We start from the raw sequence: 18,421 nt of genomic DNA on the forward strand, positions 1-18,421 counted from the left end.
GCCGACCTTACCGGCCCGGTGCTCCGGCCCTTCCCCTGGGCTGGCGGCCGCGGACATTTTCGTCCGTCTCCTAAATCCGTCCGGTTTTCCTCCATGAAGCGAGCTACCCTGCGCGACATTGCCCAAGCCCTCGGCATCACCGTGGCTACCGTGTCGCGGGCCCTGAAGGACTACCCCGACATCAGCGCCGCTACCAAGCTGGCCGTGCTGACCACCGCCGAGCGCCTGCACTACGCCCCGCACCCGCTGGCCGTGAAGCTGCGTCAGAAAGCCTACAAGGTGGTGGGCGTAGTGGTGCCCGACATCGTGCACCCGTTCTTCGCCGATGTTATCAGCGGCATCGTGGATGTGGTGGAGGCGCTGGGCTACCACGTGATTCTGAGCCAGAGCAATGAGAGCTACGAGAAGGAAATCCGCGTCACGCAGATGCTGCAGGCCACCGGCGTAGACGGCCTGCTGGTATGCCTCTCCAATGAAACCGTAGCGGTAGACCACCTGCGCGCCCTGCAGGACTACAACCTGCCCGTGGTGCTGTTCGACAAAATCAGCTCCGGCCTTGATGCCAGCACCGTCGTCACCAACGACTTTCAGGGGGCCTACGATGCCGTAGCCCACCTGCTCGACCAGGGCTACACGCGCGTGGCCCACCTCAAAGGCCCCGCCCACCCCGAAAATACCCGCCAGCGCTTTGCCGGCTACCAGGCTGCCCTGGCCGCCTACGGCCTCCCCTTCCGCCCCGAATATGTATTGGAGTGCCAGGCCGTGACCCACGCCGAGGGCTTCGCCTTTGCCCAGCAGCTGCTGGCCCTGCCCGAGCCGCCCCAGGCCATTTTCGCCGTCACCGACTCGGTGGCCATCGGCGCCATCACGGCCCTGAAGCAGGCCGGCCGCCGCGTGCCCCAGGATGTGGCCGTCATCGGCTTCAGCGACTGGGCCGTGTGCCAGCTGCTCGAACCCACAGTCAGCTCAGTGGCCCAGCCCGGCTACGACATCGGCCGCCGGGCCAGCGAGCTGCTGCTGCGCGAAATTCAGCAGCTGCGCGACGAGCAGCCCCCCGAGCATAGCCACCTGGTCCTCGATGCCACCGTTCGGGTGCGGCAGTCGTCGCAGCGGCCCCTGCCGGGCGGTGCCTGACCCCGCTCCGCTTGCTATGCGTCGGATTCTCCCGGTCATCGTTCTCGCGCAGTTTTTCTGCACCTCGCTCTGGTTTGCCGGCAATGCCGTAGCGCCCGATATCGCCGCCCGGTTTCAGCTGGGGCCGGGCTTCGTAGCCTCGCTCACCAGCGCCGTGCAGCTGGGCTTCATCAGCGGCACGCTCACCTTCGCCCTGCTGGCCGTCGCCGACCGCTTCTCCCCTTCCCGGGTGTTCTGCGTGAGTGCCCTGCTGGCCGCGCTCTGCAACCTGGGCCTCACCCTCAGCGGCCTCGATACCGCGGGCCTGCTGGCCTGCCGCTTCCTGACCGGGTTTTTCCTGGCCGGCATCTACCCCGTGGGCATGAAAATCGCCTCCGACTATTACCAGGCGGGGCTGGGCCGGTCGTTGGGGTTTCTGGTGGGGGCGCTGGTGCTGGGCACGGCGTTTCCGCATCTGTTGCGGGGCCTTGTTGGGCCGCTGCCCTGGCAAACCGTGGTGCAGGGCACCTCGGCGCTGGCCGCGCTGGGCGGGCTGGCGCTGGTGCTGCTGGTGCCCGATGGCCCTTACCGCCGCACCGGGCAGCATCTGCGCCTCACGGCTTTTCTGGCTGGGTTTCGGCAGCCGCAGTTCCGGGCCGCCGCCTTCGGCTACTTCGGGCACATGTGGGAGCTGTACACGTTCTGAGCCTTCGTGCCGGTACTGCTGGCGGCCTATGCGGCCCGCCACCCGGCGGCGCACTTTTCGGTGCCGCTGCTCTCGTTTGGCATCATTGGGGCGGGCAGCGTGGCCTGCGTGGGCAGCGGACTGCTCTCGCAGGTGATGCCGGCCCGCACGGTGGCGGCGGGGGCGCTGGCGCTGTCGGGGCTGTGCTGCGTGGTGTCGCCGGTGGTGCTGGGCAGCGGCTCGGCGGGGCTGCGGCTGGGGTTTCTGGAGTTCTGGGGCCTGGTGGTAGTCGCCGATTCGCCGCTGTTTTCTACGCTGGTGGCCCGCCACGCGCCGGAAGCCACCCGCGGCACCTCGCTCACCATCGTCAACTGCCTGGGCTTCGCGCTGACGATTGTCAGCATTCAGCTCACCAGTTGGCTGGCTCTCCGGCTGGGGCCGGAGTGGTTTTTGGTGCCGCTGGCGCTGGGGCCGGTGCTGGGGTTGTGGGGGTTATGGCGGGGAAGGGAAGTGGTGGGGTGATAATACTGTTACCAGAGAGCAAGAGAAAGCCCCGCTCCAGCTATCGGAACGGGGCTTTTGTTTTACTGTTTCTGTAAAGTCGGCAAATCCTGGTAGTACTCTCGCTCGTGGCGCACATCATTATCATCAGGCCGACGCTCGGGAATGTACTGACCCCACTTCGCCACGTTGGGGTAGTTCAGCGGGGTCTTGGGAAACACGTCCAGCCGTATTCGCTCCCCGTTCACCACCTTCACCGGCAGCGAAATATCGGGCCGCTCAAAGCCCCACATAATAAAGTGGTAGTCCGCGTTCAGCGTTTCTTTGAGCAGCGGAATCCAGTAGGCCTGCACCACGCCCTGCCCGCGCCGGGCTTTGTTAATCATGTCCAAGTCGGTGTGCAACTGCCCGCAGATCCATTTCTTGTTCAGAATACGGCCCTCGCGGGCGCACCGCTCCAATTCCTTCACCAGCCGGTAGCGCATCCACGCATCGAGCCGCTTGATCGTATCACGGGGTGGAATGCCCGAGGTGGCCGCTTTGTACTTGCCGCGCCGCTCGGGGTCGGGGTCTTACACCCCAAACAGTATAAAGTGGTAGTCGGCCCCGTACACGTCTTTCAGGCGGCGGGCGAGGGCCAGCTGCGCCCGCCGCAGCCCGCGCCGCATCTCGGAAATGACGGTGCGCCCAACGCCCAGGTGGCGGGCAATGTCCAGCTCGCTCGGGGCGAAGCCGTGGGCCAGCAGCGTATCCACCTCTTGCAGAAAGCGGGTAGTAATCTGGGTGCTGCGGAGCGCAATTTCAGGGTCTACCCGGCCGGAGTTCGGCGCGGGGGCATTAAGGTCTTTGTTTCCCATTCTGTGTATAAAAAGAAGATAAGAGGAAGTTTAAAGCATTGCACACCGGTCATACAAAGCACTTCAATTAACGGTTTTTATTTTGTCAAACCATGTAATAAGAATAAATAGTTTATAAAATTCATCCGCTTAGTTTTGAAACTATATCGACCTGTACCGGTTAGCACCCGTACCTTTAAACTATGGACATCAAAGAACTTATAACCATTGACCCGGACATCCTGGGTGGGCAGCCCGTGTTTGCGGGCACCCGCGTGCCGGTAGAGTCGCTGTTTGACCATCTGGAGGCTGGGGTATCACTGGATGAATTTCTCGACGACTTTCCGACGGTCACGAAAGAGCAGGCTATTGCCTTGCTTGACGTGGCAAATCGACTATTGACCTCCCGCAACATTGCTCAGCTCTATGCGGCTGTTGCTTGATGAGAACCTGCCAAAACGCCTTAAGCTGGACTTTCCAGAGCACGAGGTTTTCACGGTGCGCGACAAAGGCTGGAATGGGATTAAGAATGGCGAGTTGTTGAAACTGATGCTGGCAGAAGGATTCGACGCATTGCTAACCTTCGACAAGAATTTGCAGCACCAGCAGAATTTCTCCAGATACACGCTGGCGGTGTTTGTGTTATCTGCGCCAATTAATCAGTACAAAGTTCTGACTGGGCTTTCCCCAATCATCATCAAGTATCTGGCTGCTTCTACCCTTCCTGTTGGCCCGATTGTGATTCAAGGTTGATGTTTGGCTGCTATTGCGCTAGAGATGCTTCGACAAGCGGATGCCAGATGAGGCATGACGTTCTGATTGGAATAAATTAAACGCAAAGAGCCCCGAAACCTGCCGGTTTCGGGGCTCTTTCACTTCTTGCAGCCTCAGCCGCCGCTACCGTTACAGCAGCTTATCAATCATAATCGGCAGCTCGCGGATGCGCTTGCCGGTGGCGTGGTACACGGCGTTGGTGATGGCGGCGGCCACGCCCAGCATGCCCACTTCGCCAATGCCCTTCACCCCCAGCGGGTTCACGATATCGTCTTCCTCCTCCACAAACAGCACGTCGATGTCGTGGATGTCGGCGCAGACGGGAATGTGGTATTCGGCGTAGTTGTGGTTCACGTAGCGGCCAAACTGGTGATCCATCACGGTTTCCTCCATCAGGGCCATGCTGAGGCCCCACACCACCGAGCCCAGCACCTGCGAGCGGGCCGTTTTGGGGTTCATGATGCGGCCGGCGGCCACGGCATTTACCACCCGAGTTACGTGCAGGGTGCCCAGCTCCTCATCTATCTGCACCTCCACAAATACCGCGTTGTGGGCGTGCAGCGAGTATTGCTTCTGCTTAATCAGGTTCGGCATGGCCGTGGCGTCGGCTTCCACTTTGGTTTCCCCGCTGGCCTGCACTATGTCGCGCACCACCACGGCCTGGCCGGGGTCGAGGCGCAGGCGCAGCTGGCCGTTCACGAACTCCACGTCCTCAAACTTGGCATCTTTCAGCGGCGAGCCTTCCATTTGCTGGGCCAGCTTGAGGAGCTTTTCGCCCAGGGCCTCGCAGGCGTTTTTCACGGCGGTGCCCACCGAGGCGGCCGTCCAGGAGCCGCCCTGCACGGGGGCGGCGGGAAAATCGGTGTCGCCGAGCTGGAAATCCACGGCTTCCAGCGGCAGGCCCAGGTATTCGGCCGCCACCTGCGTCATAATGGTGTAGGTGCCGGTGCCGATTTCGTTGGTGGCGCTCTGCACGGTCAGCTTGCCATCGGCCGACAGCGAGACTTTTGCCCCGGCCTTCTGCTGGCTGGCATCCCACACGCCGGTAGCCATGCCGTAGCCCACCAGCATGTTGCCCTGGCGCATGGAGCGCGGCGCGGGGTTGCGCTCCTCCCACCCAAATTTGGCCGCGCCCTCGTGGTAGCACTCACGCAGCTTCTTGCTCGAAAACGGCTTATCCAGGTTCTGGTCGCGGTCGGCGTAGTTGCGCAGGCGGAATTCAAGCGGGTCGAGGCCGGCGGCGTAGGCCATTTCGTCCATAGCCACTTCCAAGGCAAACAGGCCGGTGGCAGCGCCGGGGGCCCGCATATCCTGGGGCGTGTACACGTCGAGCTTGGCCAGCTGGTAGCCCAGCTTCACGTTGTCGCACTGGTAGAGCATGCCGCTCCAGTTCACCACGTTTTCGGTGTAATCCTCAAAGCGGGATGTTTCGTGCAGCGCGTGGTGGTGCAGGGCGGCCAACGAGCCATCGGCATTGGTGCCCAGCTTCACCGTTTGGAGGGTGTGGGGGCGGTGGCCGAAGCTGAACATCTGCTGGCGCGTGAGGCTCACGCGCACCGATTTTTTCAGCTCCAGCGCCGCCAGCACGGCCATAAACAGCTGGTACTGGGGCCGCAGCCCCGAGCCGAAGCCGCCGCCGGTGTACTTCGAAATCACGCGGGCGTCGTCCTTGCTCAACCCGAAAATCTGGCGAATGTAGCGCTGGCTGTTGAGGGCGCCTTGGGTTTTGTCGTACACGTTCAGCTTGCCGCCATCGAGGTATTCGGCGGTGGTGCCAAACATCTCCATCGGGTTGTGGTGCTGGGTGCCGTGCACGTATTCCTGGTCGATGCGGTGCACGGCGTTTTCAAACTCCTTGTCGGGGTTGCCGCGGGGCGGTGGCGGCGGCACGAAGCCGGTTTTGCCGGTGCCCGGCTCGAAACCCTCGCCGCGCTTGGTTTCGAGGTCGGTTTCGTGGGCCACCGTTTCGTATTCAATTTTCAGCACCGAAGCGGCGTAGCGGGCCAACTCAAACGTGTCGGCCACCACCAGCGCCACCGGCTGCTGGCTGAACTTGATTTCGGCATCGTGCAGGGGCCGAAACGGCGAGCCGCCGGGCGCTACATCGTCTTTGTAGCTGCGGTCGAGCAGGGCCAGCATGGGCACGTTTTCGTGGGAGAAAACCTGCAGCACGCCCGGCAGGGCCAGCACTTCAGCCGCGTCAATCTTCGTGATTTTGCCCTTGGCAACGGGGCTGCTCACCACGTAGCCATACACCAGGCCGGGCACGTTGAACTCGGCGGCGTACTTGGCCGCGCCGGTCACTTTGGCCGGCCCGTCCACGCGGCTCAGGGCTTTGCCGATATAGTTGGTATTGCTCATCTGGCTCAGGGATTGGAGTTTTGGAAGGCGTCGGCTACGGGCATGCCTTCGGTGGCCTGCTTCAGCGCCCGCATGATGGCCCGCTTGGCCAACTCAATTTTGAAGGTGTTGTGGCCGTAGCCCTTGGCGCCTTCCACCACTTTGGCGGCCACGCGGCGGAAGGTTTCTTCCGTGGCGGGCTGGCCCTTCAGGAGCGCTTCGGCGGTCGTATCGCGCCAGGGCTTGTGGGCCACGCCGCCCAGCGCCAGGCGGCCTTCCTTGATGGTATTGCCTTCCAATTGCAACGCTGCCGCCACCGATATCAGGGCGAAGGCATAGCTGGTCCGGTCGCGCAGCTTCAGGTAGCTGAAGTGCCGGCTGAAATCCTCGGCCGGCAGGTCAATGGCCGTCACGATTTCGTCAGGCTGCAGGGTGTTGTCGAACTGGGGCGTGTCGCCGGGCAGGCGATGGAAGTCTTCGAACTTGACGACCCGCTCGCCGTTTTTGCCCGTTACGCGCACCGTGGCGGCCAGCGCGGCCAGCGCCACGCACATATCCGACGGATGGGTGGCAATGCAAGACTCGCTGGTGCCCAAGATGCCCAGAATGCGGTTGTAGCCGCCAATGGCCGAGCAGCCCGAGCCCGGCTCTCGCTTGTTGCAGGGCGTGGCCAGGTCGTAAAAATAGTAGCAGCGGGTGCGCTGAAACAGGTTGCCGCCGTTGGTGGCCATGTTGCGCAGCTGCGGCGAGGCCCCCGCCAGAATAGCCTGGCTCAGCAGCGGATACCGCTTCTCAACTTCCGCGTTCCAGGCCGTATCGGCGTTGGTCGCCAGCGCCCCCAGCCGCAGGCCGCCATCGGGCGCGGCCTCAATCTTGGTGAGCGGCAGCCGGTTGATGTCAATCAGCCGCGTGGGCCGCTCGACGTTCTCCTTCATCAAATCGAGCAGGTTGGTGCCGCCCGCAATGAATTTGACCTTCCCGGAAGCCGATTTTTCGCGTACCGCCGCCTCAACGGCCTCCGCACGGGTATAAGTGAAACTGTTCATGTTTTCAATTAAAAATTATGAATTAAAAATTAAGAATCACGGCCTGCATCACCGACTTCCGCGCCGGTAAAATCCAGCCATTTTTAATTCTCAATTCTTAATTTTTAATTCCATTTCCACCACCTCCTGCACTGCCGCCAGGATGTTGGTGTAGGCCCCGCAGCGGCAGAGGTTGCCGCTCATCAGTTCCTTGATTTCGGCCGCCGTTTTAGCTTTGCCTTCATTAATCAGGCCCTGGGCCGAGCAGATCTGGCCCGGCGTGCAGTAGCCGCACTGAAAGGCGTCGTGGTCGATGAAAGCCTGCTGCAGCGGGTGCAGCTTTTCCTCAGTGCCCATGCCCTCGATGGTGGTAATGTCGCGGCCTTCCTGCATCACGGCCAGCGTGAGGCAGGCGTTGATGCGCTTGCCATCTACCAGCACGGTGCAGGCGCCGCACTGGCCGTGGTCGCAGCCTTTTTTAGTGCCGGTCAGGTCCAGGTATTCGCGCAGGGCGTCGAGCAGCGTGGTCCAGGGGGCGATGTGCAATTGCCGCTCCTGGCCGTTGATGCGCAGCGTGACGGGGCTGACCGGCGGCAGCGGTGCCGTGATGGCGGCCCCGGAAGTGTGCGTTGGGTTTTCCGGCATATAGTGAGATGGTTGGTGGTTGGAGTGAAACAGAATGAGCCGCCGCCCCGGCCAATAACCGGGGCAAGCTGATCGGAATAGCAAAAACAGGAAAAGTCCGCCGTGAAGCACAGCTGACTGCGCCATGCCCAGCCACGCCGGAAATGCGGCCACCAGGCCGGCAAACGGCTTTACAGATACGCAGGCCACCGCTTTGGGTTCCTACATAGTTTGGCAGTTTCGGCGGGTGGTTTCGGAAGCTGAGCCGTAGGTAAGCCGCAATGCGGCAGCCAGTTTGTGGCCCACAATCAGGTGACAGAACAAAGCCGCGTAGCGGCAGCAGGTTTGTAGTATCAACATCAGACGAAAGCCAAAGCCGCGTAGCGGTGACAGAACCGCTCGAACGACTCTGTCACCGCTACGCGGCTTAGTTCCACTTGCTAGGCCGATGCTACAAACCTGCCGCCGCTACGCGGCTAACTATGGGTATCGGATTGCATAGCCCGGCTTTTTGATGCGGAATTCTAAACCGCTCAGTCCCAGTCCGGCCCGAATCCGCGACCCTTATCCGACTATGGGCGAGCGAGAAAATATTCAGAATCTTCCATCCGTTGTTTTGATGCATTCTAAATAAGCCCTTCCTTTGTCTTATATTTAATCAGTCTAAATAAGGCCGCATGCTTCGTAGTCCTTTCCGCCTGCTTGTTTTTCTTACCGTTTTCATAGTTCCCACATCTGGGTGGGCGCAGGTTGCCGAGGGCCTTATCAAGGGCAACCTCCTGAATACCAAAGGCCAGCCCCTGGAAAACATTTCGGTGAGCCTCAAGAAAGCGGGCATGGGCGTGAATACGGCCGAGGATGGCAGCTTCCAGCTGCGGGCCGGCGCGGGCAGCCAGCTGCTGCACATCAGCGGCCTAGGCTACATCACGCAGGAGCTGACGGTGGACGTGGTAGCCGGCAAAACCACCACGGTGCCCGCCCTTACGCTGGCCATCAACCCGCACCAGCTTTCGGAAGTGACCGTGACGGAAACCCGCACCAACAACCAGCGCCCCACCAGCATCAGCAAGCTGCCCATCGCCTCCCTCGACCTGCCCCAGAGCGCCGTGACCATTGAGCGGCAGGTGCTGGAGCAGCAGCAGGTATTGCGCCTGAGCGACGCGCTGGTGAACGTGAGCGGCCTGTATGTGACCAGCACCACCGGCGGCATTCAGGAAGAGCTGGGCAGCCGGGGTTTCGCCTACGGCTCCAATAATACCTTCAAAAACGGCGTGCGCTTCAACAACGGCGTGATGCCCGAGGCCAGCGCCCTGGAGCGCATGGAGGTGCTGAAAGGCAGCACGGCCATTCTGTATGGCAACGTGGCGGCCGGCGGCGTGCTGAACCTGGTGACGAAGAAGCCCCAGTTTGAGCGCGGCGGCTCGGTGGGGTTGCGCGTGGGCAGCTACGGCTTCTTTAAGCCAATGGTGGACGTGTACGGGGCCATCGGGAGCAGCGAGAAAGCAGCTTTCCGGCTGAATGGCTCCTATGAGCAGAGCAACAGCTTCCGCGATGAGGTGCAGGCCAAGCGCGTGTATGTGAATCCCTCGCTGCTTTTTGAGCTGACGCCTAAAACGACGCTGGTGCTGGAAGGCGACCTGCTGCGCGACAACCGCACGCCGGATTTCGGCATCGGGGCCATCAACTACGAGATTCAGCCCTCCCGCAGCCGCTTTCTGAACGTGGCCGGTGCCCGCAACCAAACCACCCAGACCAGCGCCACCGCCACGCTCACCAGCCGCCTCACCGATATCTGGCAGGTGCGGGCCGTGGGCGGCTATCAGCGCTACGACAACGAGCTGCGCAGCGCCACCCGGCCGGTAGCCAGCGGCGTGGCTGCCACCTACGGCAACCTGACCCGCGGCCTGCAGCGCACCGAAACCGGCGAAAACTACTTCCTGGCCCAACTCGACCTGACCGGCAAGCTGCGCACCGGCCGCCTGGAGCACACGCTGCTGCTCGGGGCCGATGCCGACCAGTACCAGACCACCACGCTGGCCTACAACAACCCCGCCTCGCCCACCAAGGCCAACACCGCCATTTCAACCTTCGACATCATCAACATCCTGGACCGCAGCAAGATAATCGCACAGCCGGCCGAGCGCCTCAATGGCTTCGAGGACCTGGTCCGCCACACGCTCACGCAGGGCAACACGCGCCGCGCGGGCTTCTATGCCCAGGATCTGCTCAGCCTGTCGGAGAAAGTAAAGGTGCTGGCCGGCCTGCGCTGGAGCTACCAGGAAACGCCCAGCGACGTGTATTACTACAACACGGTGCTTAATACCAACAACAAAGTAGCGGGCACTTTTCAGGACAACCGCCGCTTCGACCAGGCATTTTCGCCCCGCGTGGGCGTGGTGTACCAGCCCATCAAAACCACGGCGCTGTTTGCCTCCTACGCCAACTCCTTCCAGCCCAACGCGGGTCAGGATGCCAATGGCGCTTCCCTGGCTCCCTCTACTTTCGACCAGTATGAGGTGGGCGTGAAAAACGACCTGTTCCACGGGCTGCTGTCGGCCAACGTAACGGCTTACCGCATCGTGAACGACAACCTGGCGCAGACCTACCTGGGCCTGCTGACCGGGGCCGACGGCAAAACGGCCCCCAACCTGAATACCAACATCAAAGAGTTGGCCGGCCAGGTGACCAGCAAGGGCGTGGAAGTGGACGTGCAAAGCAAACCCATGCTGGGCTGGACCGTCATCACTGGCTACAGCTACAACCACACGGCCTACACCCGCAGCAACATCTACGAAAACGGCAGCCGCCTGCGCTACAACCCCGCCCACACGGCCAACCTGAGTTTATTCTATAACTTCGGCAACGCGTTTGGCAACAGCACGTTCCTGCGCGGCCTTACCGCCGGCCTCACCACCTATTACGTGGGCGACAAGATGGCCGGCCGCAACACCCGCCAGTACGACCCGCTCACCGGCAAGCCCTTCGTGGATGCCAGCGGCAACCCCACCACCGACGCCTTCAAGCTCATCAGCATTCCAAACTACACCCTGTTCGATGCCTCGCTGGGCTACACCTACCAGCGGTATTCGGTGCGCGTGAAGCTGGCCAACATCCTCAACGAGTTGAGCTACAATCTGCACGACGACAACAGCGTGAACCCCATCGCGCCCCGCACCTTCTCGGCCACGGCCAGCTACCGGCTGTAGGTGAGCTGGTGAGATAGTGAAATGGTGAGTGGTGAAAGCCCGGAAGTCCTGCTGCAACGGGTCGCTTTCCGGGCTTTTGGCTGCCTTGCCGGCTTGTTTTAGTCTTTTTCTGGTAAGTATGAAAATCTTCTTCCGCAACATTCACCTCTACCTTAGCCTGGCGTCGGGGCTGGTTATTGCCCTGGTATGCCTCACGGGCGGACTGCTCGTATTTGAGAGGGAAATCGAGCAAGCCTGGCACCCGCAGCGCTACTTCCTGACCGCCACCGGCCCGCAGCGCCTCCCGCTGCAGCAGCTGGCAGACGCCGTGAAAGCTACTGACGCGAAAGCCAAAGTAAGCGGCCTGAAAGTGTATGCTGACCCCAGCCGCACGGTAGAAATAAGCCTGATGGGTGGCGGGCCCCAAGGCGGCCGCAAGCCGCCGGAAGCCCCCACTGCCACGGGTGCCGGGGCCGGGAAGGCCGGCAAGAAAGAAGCACCCAAAGGCGGGGAAGGCGGCGGGCCAAAACTGTACGTGAACCCCTACACCGGGGCTATCATCGACAAAGTAACTTACCGCGACACGTTCTTTTTCTCCGTAATGGCGCTGCACCGGGGCATGGTGGGCGGCCCGGTAGGCAAGCTGGTGGTGGGCGTGAGCACGCTGCTGTTTCTGTTCATTATCGGCACCGGGCTGGTGCTGTGGTGGCCGGCCACGCGCCAGGCCGTGCGCCAGCGCCTCACCGTGAAGTGGGATGCCAGCTGGAAGCGCCTCAACCACGACCTGCACGTGGTGCTGGGCTTTTACAGCGCCCTGTTTCTGTTCGTTTTCGCCTTCACCGGCCTGGCCTGGTCGTTTGAGTGGTTCAACAACGGCATCTTCACCCTCACCCACTCCGACCCCAAAGGGCCCGAAGCACCCAAATCGGCGCCGGCCGCCGCGGGCCGCATTATCAGCTTCGATGCTGCTTATGCCGCCGCCCGCCGGGCCGCGCCCACGGCCGTCTACTACGCCATCCAATTGCCCAAAGACTCCACCGAAAGCCTGCGCGTAAACACGCTCCGCCCCGACGCCGCCACCGAATCGGCCACCGACGAGCTATACCTGGACCAGCACACCGGGCAGGTGCTGGGCCGGCTGGCCTTTACCGACCGCAACCTGGGCCAGCGCGTACGGCGCACCTTCAAGCCCGTGCATACGGGGGCTATTTTCGGCACTCCTTCTAAAGTGCTGGCGCTGGTGGTGTGTATGCTGGGCGTCACGTTTCCGGTCACGGGCACCGTTATGTGGCTGGGCCGGCTGCGCAAAGCGCGTAGGAAAGCTGCGAAGCAGCGGGTGGCAGTGGGGTGATTATTGCAGCTGTCTGTCATCCTAAGCAAAGCGAAGGACCTGATGCCCCTTGCACGACTATCGTTGTTACGAATCGTGCAAGGGGCATCAGGTCCTTCGCTTTGCTCAGGATGACAGACGTTTGGAATTATGCGCCCTTCGTACAGGCTACCACGGCAGCAGTACCGGATTCCCGATTATCTTGGGGCAAAAACGCGGCTCCCTATGCAAGTCTCCCGAATGGCCGACAGCCTGATTGGCTCCGAGATTATCAAAATCGGCAACGAAGTCAATGAGATGATTCGCCGGGGCGAGGAAATCTGCAACCTCACTATCGGCGACTTCGACCCGGCCATTTTCCCTATTCCGCGGGAGCTGGAAGCCGGTATCTCGGCCGCCTACCAGGCCCGCCAGACCAACTACCCGCCCGCCAACGGAGTGAATGAGCTGCGCCAAGCCGTGGCCCGCTTCACCGAAGAGCGCCTGGGCCTCTCCTACTCGCCCAACGATATCCTGGTAGCCGGCGGCTCGCGCCCGCTCATCTACGCCACCTACCTGGCCCTTATCGACCCCGGCGACAAGGTGGTATTCCCGGTGCCCTCGTGGAATAACAACCACTACTGCCACCTATCCGGGGCCGAGGCCGTGCTGGTAGAAACCCGAGCCGAAAACAACTTCATGCCCACCGCCGCCGAGGTAGCGCCCCACCTGCCAGGAGCCACCCTGCTGGCCCTGTGCTCGCCGCTGAACCCCTCCGGCACCGTATTTTCCCGGGCAGATCTGGAGCAGATCTGCGACCTGGTGCTGGCCGAAAATCAGCGCCGCGCCCCCGGCGAAAAGCCGCTCTACATCCTCTACGACCAGATTTACTGGATGCTCACCTTCGGCGAAACCCGCCACTACGACCCCGTAAACCTGCGCCCCGCCCTGCGCGACTACATCATCTACATCGATGGCATCAGCAAGTGCTTCGCGGCCACCGGTGTGCGGGTGGGCTACTCCTTCGGCCCCGCCGAAGTCATTGATAAGATGAAGTCCATTCTGGGCCACGTAGGAGCCTGGGCGCCCAAGGCTGAGCAGGTAGCCACCGCCGCCTACCTGCCCCAGACCCCGGCCGTGGATGACTTCCTCGACGACTTCAAAATCAAGGTTCAGGAAAGCCTGAACGCGCTGTATCAGGGCCTGCAGGAGCTGAAAAAAGCCGGCTACCCCGTCGATGCCATCGTGCCGATGGGCGCCATCTACCTCACCGCCCAGCTCAACGTGCTGGGCAAAACCACCCCGACCGGCCTGTTGCTGGCCACCAATAAGGACATCACTTTCTATCTCATTTCCGAAGCCCGGCTGGCCCTGGTGCCCTTCGGGGCCTTCGGCACTTCCGATACCTCAACGTGGTTCCGCATGTCGGTCGGCGGCGCGTCGCTAACGTCTATCCAAGCGGCATTGCCCCGCCTGAAAAGTGCATTAGATGCCTTGAAATAACGGTAACAGAGGGCAACCTTCGCGGCGCACAGGCTGTTCAAAAAGAAGGACGCTGCGTTTCGGCTGCCTCAAATGGCGCGTCCCCTGTCAGTACCTTCTCCCCTTTCCTTAGCCGCTATGCTCAGTCCCGAAGAATACGCCCAGCTTCCCGACGCATTAAAGTATCCGCCCCACGAAACCGGCCCGCGCCTGCTGGATACGCCCGAAGAAATGGACCTCAAGCGCAGCTGGTGCTGGTATCCGCGCCCCACGCCGGAACCTCAGCCAGAAGAGTAACCGCCAGAAACGAAATAACAGAAAGGGACTTCCACATTGGTGAAAGTCCCTTTCTGTTATTTCGTTCTACTTCTAAGTCAGTTGCAATAAATGTGGCTTAAAAGGGTAAGGGCTCATCGTCGTTGAAAGTTTTCTTTGGAAAAGGCTGAGCCGGTGTATCATTATTCATTTTGCTAGGGATACGTAACGTATTCGGCTGAAATTCCTCAAAAGTGCTTGGTGGTAAAGCTCGGCCAGCGCTATAATCGGACCCAGCAGGCAAGAAATTACCAGATGCGTCACCGTAAGTTCCGTCGAGGTCGGCGAACTTGGTGAACTTGCCGATGAACTTGAGCTGCACGGTTTCCAGGGAGCCGTTCCGGTGCTTGGCAATGATAACTTCACCCGTTCCCTGAGTCGGGTTTCCCATCTCGTCCTCCGTAATTTTGTAGTATTCAGGTCGGTAGAGGAAGATTACCATGTCGGCGTCCTGCTCGATGGAGCCGGATTCGCGCAGGTCACTGAGCTGGGGCTTCTTGTCGCCGCCGCGGGTTTCGACCGAGCGCGAAAGCTGCGACAGCGCCAGCACGGGCACGTTCAGCTCCTTGGCGATGCCTTTCAGGGCCCGCGAAATCGAGGCAATTTCCTGTTCGCGGTTGCCGGCACCCTTGCCATCCGTGTTGCCCGTCATCAGCTGCAGATAGTCGATGATAATCATCTGAATATCGTGGTGGGCCTTGAGGCGACGGCACTTGGTGCGCAGCTCCCGGATGCTGAGGCCGGGCGTATCGTCGATGTAGATCGGGGCCGACGACAGCGCGGAAATCTTATGGTTGAGCTGGGCCCACTCGTAGTCGGCCAGGTTGCCCTTCTTGATCTTCTCCGAGTCCAGCTCTGCCTCGGCCGAAATCAGACGATTCACGAGCTGCAGCGACGACATTTCCAGCGAGAAGATGGCCACCGGCTTCTTGAACTCGACGGCCGCGTTGCGCATGGCGGATACCACGAAAGCCGTTTTGCCCATGCCGGGCCGAGCCGCAATAATCACTAAATCAGATGGTTGCCAGCCACTCGTTACCCGGTCCAAGGCGGTGAAGCCGGAGGGTACGCCGGTGAGGCCGTCCTTCTGGTTTTTCTTTTCTTCCAGCTCCTTGATGGCCTTGCCCATCAGGCTGCGCATGTCGTCGAAGTTCTTGCGGATGTTGGATTCCGAGACTTCAAACAGATCCTGCTCGGTCTTATCGAGCAAATTGAACACGTCGGTGGTATCCTCGAAAGCGTCGCGCTGGATGGTGCTGGCAATGTTGATCAGCTCCCGCTTGATGGCGTTTTCGGTGATGATGCGGGCGTGGTACTCGATGTTAGCCGCCGAGTTCACCTTGAAGGTGAGGTTGGCCACGTAGTGCGCCCCGCCGGCCGTTTCCAGCTCGCCCATCTCCCGCAGCTCGTGCGTAACGGTCAGGATATCAATCGGCTCCGACTTGTCGAACAGGTTCAGGATGGCCTTGAAGATGCGCGTGTGGCCTTCCTTGTAGAAGCTCTGAGGCTTGAGAATGTCGATGACGGTGGTCAGGGCGTCCTTTTCCAGCATCAATGCGCCCAGCACCGCCGCTTCCAGCTCCAGCGCCTGCGGGGGCAGCTTGCCGGCCGGCCCGCCCATCGGCCCCATCGTGGGCCGATTGATCAGGGCGGCCTTGGCGCGGGCGGCAGATTGTTTCAGGCGGTCGTCCATTCGGTCGTTCATCGTGTACTCAGCAAATCTAACCCAAAAGGGGGCACAAAGCTAACGGCTCAGCCGCAGAATGTGGGGCAGGAAAAAACTCTTTCTTTTCGGTACATTGACCCAAGCGGCCCCGGACAAAACGCCCCGGACGGCGGCCAACGCAGGGCGTTTGCTACCTTTGCGCCCCCTGTAAGCCTATCCGCTCCGCTTTAGTTTAATTGAATGGCCGCTACGCCCGCTTCCCTGAACCGCCTGCACCTGATTGCCACCGGCGGCAGCATCATGCACAACCTGGCCCTGGCCCTGCACCGCCGCGGCGCCCAGGTCACGGGCTCCGACGACGAAATCTTTGAGCCCGCCAAAAGCCGCCTGGCCGCCGCGGGCCTGCTGCCGGCGCAGGAAGGCTGGTTTCCGGAGAAAATCACCGCCGACCTCGATGCCGTGATAGTGGGCATGCACGCCCGCGCCGACAACCCGGAGCTGTTGAAAGCCCAGGAGCTGGGGCTGCGGATTTACTCATTCCCGGAGTTTATTTACGAGGCTTCTAAGGATAAGCAGCGCGTGGTCATTGGCGGCTCGCACGGTAAAACCAGCATTACCTCGCTCATCCTGCACGTATTGCGCTACCACGGGCGCAAGTTCGACTACGCCGTGGGCGCCCAGCTGGAAGGGTTTGACCTGATGGTGCAGCTGACGGAAGACTCGCCCATCATCATCATCGAGGGCGACGAGTACCTGTCGTCGCCGATTGACCGGCGGCCCAAGTTTCACCTCTACCAGCACCACATCGGCCTTATTTCGGGCATCAGCTGGGACCATATCAACGTGTTTCCGACCGAGGAAGACTACCGGGAGCAGTTCCGCATCTTCGCCGAGATGACGCCCAAGGCCGGCGTGCTGATTTATGACCAGCACGACGAGCAGGTGCAGCTCGTGACCGTGCCCACTAACCCCGACGTGAAGTACATCGGCTACGGCCCGCACGAACACACCGTCAAAAACGGCAAAACCACACTCATCACCAAGAAAGACGAGGAAGTGCCCATCCAGGTGTTCGGCGACCACAACCTGCGCAACATCTCGGCGGCCAAGGAAGTGTGCAAGCAGTTGGGCATCAAGGGCAAGGACTTTTATGAAGCGCTGGCCACGTTTAAGGGCGCGGCGCGGCGGCTGGAGCTGGTGCGCGAGGGCGAAGGCTCGGTGGTGTACAAGGACTTTGCCCACGCCCCCAGCAAGCTCAAAGCCACAGCCACGGCCTTCAAAAAGCAGTACCCAAAGCGCCGGCTGGTGGCCTGCCTGGAGCTGCATACATTCAGCAGCCTGAACCCGGCCTTTTTGCCTCAGTACGCCCACACCTTCGATGCGCCCGACGTGGCTATCGTCTACTTCAACCCCCAGGTGCTGGCGCACAAGCGCCTGCCCCCGCTGCCGCCCGAGGCCGTGCAGGCCGCCTTCCAGCGCCCCGACCTCAAAGTATTTACCGACAGCAAGGCCCTGGCCGCCTTTCTGCACGAGCAAAACTGGCAGGAGACCAACCTGCTGATGATGTCCTCCGGCACATTCGATGGCCTCGACCTGAACCAGCTGGCCGAAGAAATAACCCGATGAAACCGAACCTTCTTCTTTTGCACGGCGCGTTGGGCTCCGCCAAATCAGTGCAGCCCCTGGCCCGCGAGCTGGCGCAGTTTTGCCAGGTCCATACGTTTTCATTTAGCGGCCACGGCGGCCGGGCGGTAGTTGCGGGCGAGTTTTCGATGCTGCATTTCGCGCAGGAAATCCAGCAGTATATCAGCCAGCACAGCCTGCAGGCAGTTCACGTTTTTGGCTTCAGCATGGGTGGCTACGCAGCCTTGCTGAGTGCACTGCTGGTGCCGGGCCCCATCAAATCCATTACCACGCTGGGCACCAAGTTCGACTGGAACCCGGAAACGGTGGCGGCCGAAACCCGGCTGCTGGACCCGGCCAAGATTCAGGAGAAAGTGCCGCAGTTCGGCGAGCAGCTGGCGGCCACGCACGCGCCTACGCCCTGGCCCGAGGTGGTAACGGCTATGGCCGCCATGCTCCGGCAGCTGGCCGAAAACCCGCCCCTGACGGCCGAAACCCTAGCCCGCATCACCATCCCGGTACAGGTGTTGGTCGGCGAGCTGGACAAAACGGCCGGCGTAGATGCTTCCCAACGGTTTGCTGGCTACCTGCCCCACGCCACAGTGGAAGTCATCATGAATACGCCGCACCCGCTGGAGCGCGTGAACCCGGATTTTCTGGCGGGGCGCATTATGGCACTGATTTCGGCGGTGGCATAGCGACACAAAAATCACCAAGCCCCAGCGGGGCGGCATATCGGTAGAACCACAGCGGTATAACTAAACAAAAGCCCCAGCGGGGCGGCACCAATCGTTGAACGAGGGTGCCGCCCCGCTGGGGCTTTTGTCATTTCAGAAACTCTGGTTTCTACCCATATGCCGCCTCGTTGGGGCTTCACCCTTACCGTACTACTATGTCAAGGCTGAGGCTTCGTCGGCGGCTGCGGCACTGCGGGCGGCTTGGG

Annotated in this window: 17 protein-coding genes; 11 read left to right on the forward strand and 6 right to left on the reverse strand. The window is 61.3% G+C overall.

The genetic code is table 11. From position 1 onward, the window contains the following. Positions 1 to 93: 93 nt before the first annotated feature. Genes BUB62_RS11680 through BUB62_RS19745 form a run of 3 tightly spaced genes read left to right on the forward strand, consistent with a single transcriptional unit; the run spans position 94 to position 2,320 of the window. The gene (locus tag BUB62_RS11680) at positions 94 to 1,134 is read left to right on the forward strand and encodes a LacI family DNA-binding transcriptional regulator (RefSeq protein WP_073110273.1); all 1,041 of its coding nucleotides are present in this window, start codon (positions 94 to 96) and stop codon (positions 1,132 to 1,134) included. Positions 1,135 to 1,150: 16 nt separating this feature from the next. Beyond that, the gene (locus BUB62_RS19740) at positions 1,151 to 1,819 is read left to right on the forward strand and encodes an MFS transporter (protein WP_317041379.1); all 669 of its coding nucleotides are present in this window, start codon (positions 1,151 to 1,153) and stop codon (positions 1,817 to 1,819) included. A gap of 6 nt (positions 1,820 to 1,825) precedes the next feature. Continuing rightward, complete coding sequence (locus BUB62_RS19745) at positions 1,826 to 2,320, forward strand: MFS transporter (RefSeq protein WP_317041380.1); 495 nt, start codon at positions 1,826 to 1,828, stop codon at positions 2,318 to 2,320. Between the two features lie 62 nt (positions 2,321 to 2,382). Here the strand turns inward: BUB62_RS19745 and BUB62_RS11690 are convergent, their stop codons facing one another. Together BUB62_RS11690 and BUB62_RS11695 are read right to left on the reverse strand one after the other, a co-directional pair. Beyond that, entirely contained in the window at positions 2,383 to 2,784 is a 402-nt protein-coding gene (locus BUB62_RS11690) for a hypothetical protein (RefSeq protein ID WP_073110276.1), read from the reverse strand. 87 nt (positions 2,785 to 2,871) lie between these two features. Then, complete coding sequence (locus BUB62_RS11695) at positions 2,872 to 3,156, reverse strand: hypothetical protein (RefSeq protein WP_073110279.1); 285 nt, start codon at positions 3,154 to 3,156, stop codon at positions 2,872 to 2,874. A 182-nt stretch (positions 3,157 to 3,338) separates the two neighbouring features. On the opposite strand from BUB62_RS11695, the gene BUB62_RS11700 reads away from it, so the two are divergent. Both BUB62_RS11700 and BUB62_RS11705 read left to right on the forward strand, forming a co-directional pair. Beyond that, positions 3,339 to 3,578 (forward strand): DUF433 domain-containing protein, encoded by a 240-nt coding sequence (locus tag BUB62_RS11700; protein ID WP_073110282.1) that lies wholly within the window; start codon positions 3,339 to 3,341, stop codon positions 3,576 to 3,578. Further along, positions 3,562 to 3,888, forward strand: a complete 327-nt coding sequence (locus BUB62_RS11705) for a DUF5615 family PIN-like protein (RefSeq protein WP_073110285.1) — start codon at positions 3,562 to 3,564, stop codon at positions 3,886 to 3,888. The genes BUB62_RS11700 and BUB62_RS11705 overlap by 17 nt, the downstream gene beginning before the upstream one ends. Before the next feature lie 150 nt (positions 3,889 to 4,038). On the opposite strand, the gene BUB62_RS11710 is transcribed toward BUB62_RS11705, so the two are convergent. The 3 genes from BUB62_RS11710 to BUB62_RS11720 all read right to left on the reverse strand — a co-directional run bounded on the left by BUB62_RS11710 (position 4,039) and on the right by BUB62_RS11720 (position 7,919). After that, on the reverse strand, positions 4,039 to 6,270 hold the full coding sequence (locus BUB62_RS11710; RefSeq protein WP_073110288.1) for a xanthine dehydrogenase family protein molybdopterin-binding subunit: 2,232 nt from the start codon (positions 6,268 to 6,270) through the stop codon (positions 4,039 to 4,041). Positions 6,271 to 6,275: 5 nt separating this feature from the next. After that, the gene (locus tag BUB62_RS11715) at positions 6,276 to 7,295 is read right to left on the reverse strand and encodes an FAD binding domain-containing protein (RefSeq protein ID WP_073110291.1); all 1,020 of its coding nucleotides are present in this window, start codon (positions 7,293 to 7,295) and stop codon (positions 6,276 to 6,278) included. Between the two features lie 90 nt (positions 7,296 to 7,385). After that, a complete protein-coding gene (locus BUB62_RS11720) occupies positions 7,386 to 7,919 on the reverse strand; it encodes a (2Fe-2S)-binding protein (RefSeq protein WP_073110294.1) in 534 nt (177 codons plus the stop codon). Between the two features lie 656 nt (positions 7,920 to 8,575). On the opposite strand from BUB62_RS11720, the gene BUB62_RS11725 reads away from it, so the two are divergent. The 4 genes from BUB62_RS11725 to BUB62_RS19325 all read left to right on the forward strand — a co-directional run bounded on the left by BUB62_RS11725 (position 8,576) and on the right by BUB62_RS19325 (position 14,171). After that, positions 8,576 to 11,104 (forward strand): TonB-dependent receptor, encoded by a 2,529-nt coding sequence (locus BUB62_RS11725; RefSeq protein WP_073110297.1) that lies wholly within the window; start codon positions 8,576 to 8,578, stop codon positions 11,102 to 11,104. A gap of 118 nt (positions 11,105 to 11,222) precedes the next feature. Next, the gene (locus BUB62_RS11730) at positions 11,223 to 12,434 is read left to right on the forward strand and encodes a PepSY-associated TM helix domain-containing protein (RefSeq protein WP_073110299.1); all 1,212 of its coding nucleotides are present in this window, start codon (positions 11,223 to 11,225) and stop codon (positions 12,432 to 12,434) included. A gap of 204 nt (positions 12,435 to 12,638) precedes the next feature. Then, the gene (locus tag BUB62_RS11735) at positions 12,639 to 13,895 is read left to right on the forward strand and encodes a pyridoxal phosphate-dependent aminotransferase (RefSeq protein ID WP_073110302.1); all 1,257 of its coding nucleotides are present in this window, start codon (positions 12,639 to 12,641) and stop codon (positions 13,893 to 13,895) included. A gap of 117 nt (positions 13,896 to 14,012) precedes the next feature. Beyond that, positions 14,013 to 14,171, forward strand: a complete 159-nt coding sequence (locus BUB62_RS19325; protein WP_159437450.1) for a hypothetical protein — start codon at positions 14,013 to 14,015, stop codon at positions 14,169 to 14,171. A gap of 97 nt (positions 14,172 to 14,268) precedes the next feature. Here the strand turns inward: BUB62_RS19325 and dnaB are convergent, their stop codons facing one another. Beyond that, the gene (gene dnaB, locus BUB62_RS11740; RefSeq protein ID WP_073110458.1) at positions 14,269 to 15,819 is read right to left on the reverse strand and encodes a replicative DNA helicase; all 1,551 of its coding nucleotides are present in this window, start codon (positions 15,817 to 15,819) and stop codon (positions 14,269 to 14,271) included. 276 nt (positions 15,820 to 16,095) lie between these two features. Between dnaB and BUB62_RS11745 the strand changes: the two genes are divergently transcribed. Together BUB62_RS11745 and BUB62_RS11750 are read left to right on the forward strand one after the other, a co-directional pair. Next, positions 16,096 to 17,481, forward strand: coding sequence for a UDP-N-acetylmuramate--L-alanine ligase (locus BUB62_RS11745; protein ID WP_073110305.1), 1,386 nt, complete (start codon positions 16,096 to 16,098; stop codon positions 17,479 to 17,481). Continuing rightward, positions 17,478 to 18,176, forward strand: a complete 699-nt coding sequence (locus BUB62_RS11750; RefSeq protein ID WP_073110308.1) for an alpha/beta fold hydrolase — start codon at positions 17,478 to 17,480, stop codon at positions 18,174 to 18,176. Before BUB62_RS11745 ends, BUB62_RS11750 begins: the two co-directional genes overlap by 4 nt. The last annotated feature ends 245 nt before the right edge of the window (positions 18,177 to 18,421 follow it).

The organism is Hymenobacter daecheongensis DSM 21074, assembly GCF_900141805.1.
In the GTDB taxonomy this organism is placed as follows: Bacteria; Bacteroidota; Bacteroidia; order Cytophagales; family Hymenobacteraceae; genus Hymenobacter; species Hymenobacter daecheongensis.

What these genes read in the sequence shown, in the direction of transcription:
- BUB62_RS11680 (WP_073110273.1), top strand. Translation starts at nt 94, where the DNA reads ATGAAGCGAGCTACCCTGCGCGACATTGCCCAAGCCCTCGGCATCACC.
- BUB62_RS19740 (WP_317041379.1), top strand. Translation starts at nt 1,151, where the DNA reads ATGCGTCGGATTCTCCCGGTCATCGTTCTCGCGCAGTTTTTCTGCACC.
- BUB62_RS11690 (WP_073110276.1), bottom strand. Translation starts at nt 2,784, where the DNA reads ATGCGCTACCGGCTGGTGAAGGAATTGGAGCGGTGCGCCCGCGAGGGC.
- BUB62_RS11695 (WP_073110279.1), bottom strand. Translation starts at nt 3,156, where the DNA reads ATGGGAAACAAAGACCTTAATGCCCCCGCGCCGAACTCCGGCCGGGTA.
- BUB62_RS11700 (WP_073110282.1), top strand. Translation starts at nt 3,339, where the DNA reads ATGGACATCAAAGAACTTATAACCATTGACCCGGACATCCTGGGTGGG.
- BUB62_RS11705 (WP_073110285.1), top strand. Translation starts at nt 3,562, where the DNA reads ATGCGGCTGTTGCTTGATGAGAACCTGCCAAAACGCCTTAAGCTGGAC.
- BUB62_RS11710 (WP_073110288.1), bottom strand. Translation starts at nt 6,270, where the DNA reads ATGAGCAATACCAACTATATCGGCAAAGCCCTGAGCCGCGTGGACGGG.
- BUB62_RS11715 (WP_073110291.1), bottom strand. Translation starts at nt 7,295, where the DNA reads ATGAACAGTTTCACTTATACCCGTGCGGAGGCCGTTGAGGCGGCGGTA.
- BUB62_RS11720 (WP_073110294.1), bottom strand. Translation starts at nt 7,919, where the DNA reads ATGCCGGAAAACCCAACGCACACTTCCGGGGCCGCCATCACGGCACCG.
- BUB62_RS11725 (WP_073110297.1), top strand. Translation starts at nt 8,576, where the DNA reads ATGCTTCGTAGTCCTTTCCGCCTGCTTGTTTTTCTTACCGTTTTCATA.
- BUB62_RS11730 (WP_073110299.1), top strand. Translation starts at nt 11,223, where the DNA reads ATGAAAATCTTCTTCCGCAACATTCACCTCTACCTTAGCCTGGCGTCG.
- BUB62_RS11735 (WP_073110302.1), top strand. Translation starts at nt 12,639, where the DNA reads ATGCAAGTCTCCCGAATGGCCGACAGCCTGATTGGCTCCGAGATTATC.
- BUB62_RS19325 (WP_159437450.1), top strand. Translation starts at nt 14,013, where the DNA reads ATGCTCAGTCCCGAAGAATACGCCCAGCTTCCCGACGCATTAAAGTAT.
- dnaB (WP_073110458.1), bottom strand. Translation starts at nt 15,819, where the DNA reads ATGGGGCCGATGGGCGGGCCGGCCGGCAAGCTGCCCCCGCAGGCGCTG.
- BUB62_RS11745 (WP_073110305.1), top strand. Translation starts at nt 16,096, where the DNA reads ATGGCCGCTACGCCCGCTTCCCTGAACCGCCTGCACCTGATTGCCACC.
- BUB62_RS11750 (WP_073110308.1), top strand. Translation starts at nt 17,478, where the DNA reads ATGAAACCGAACCTTCTTCTTTTGCACGGCGCGTTGGGCTCCGCCAAA.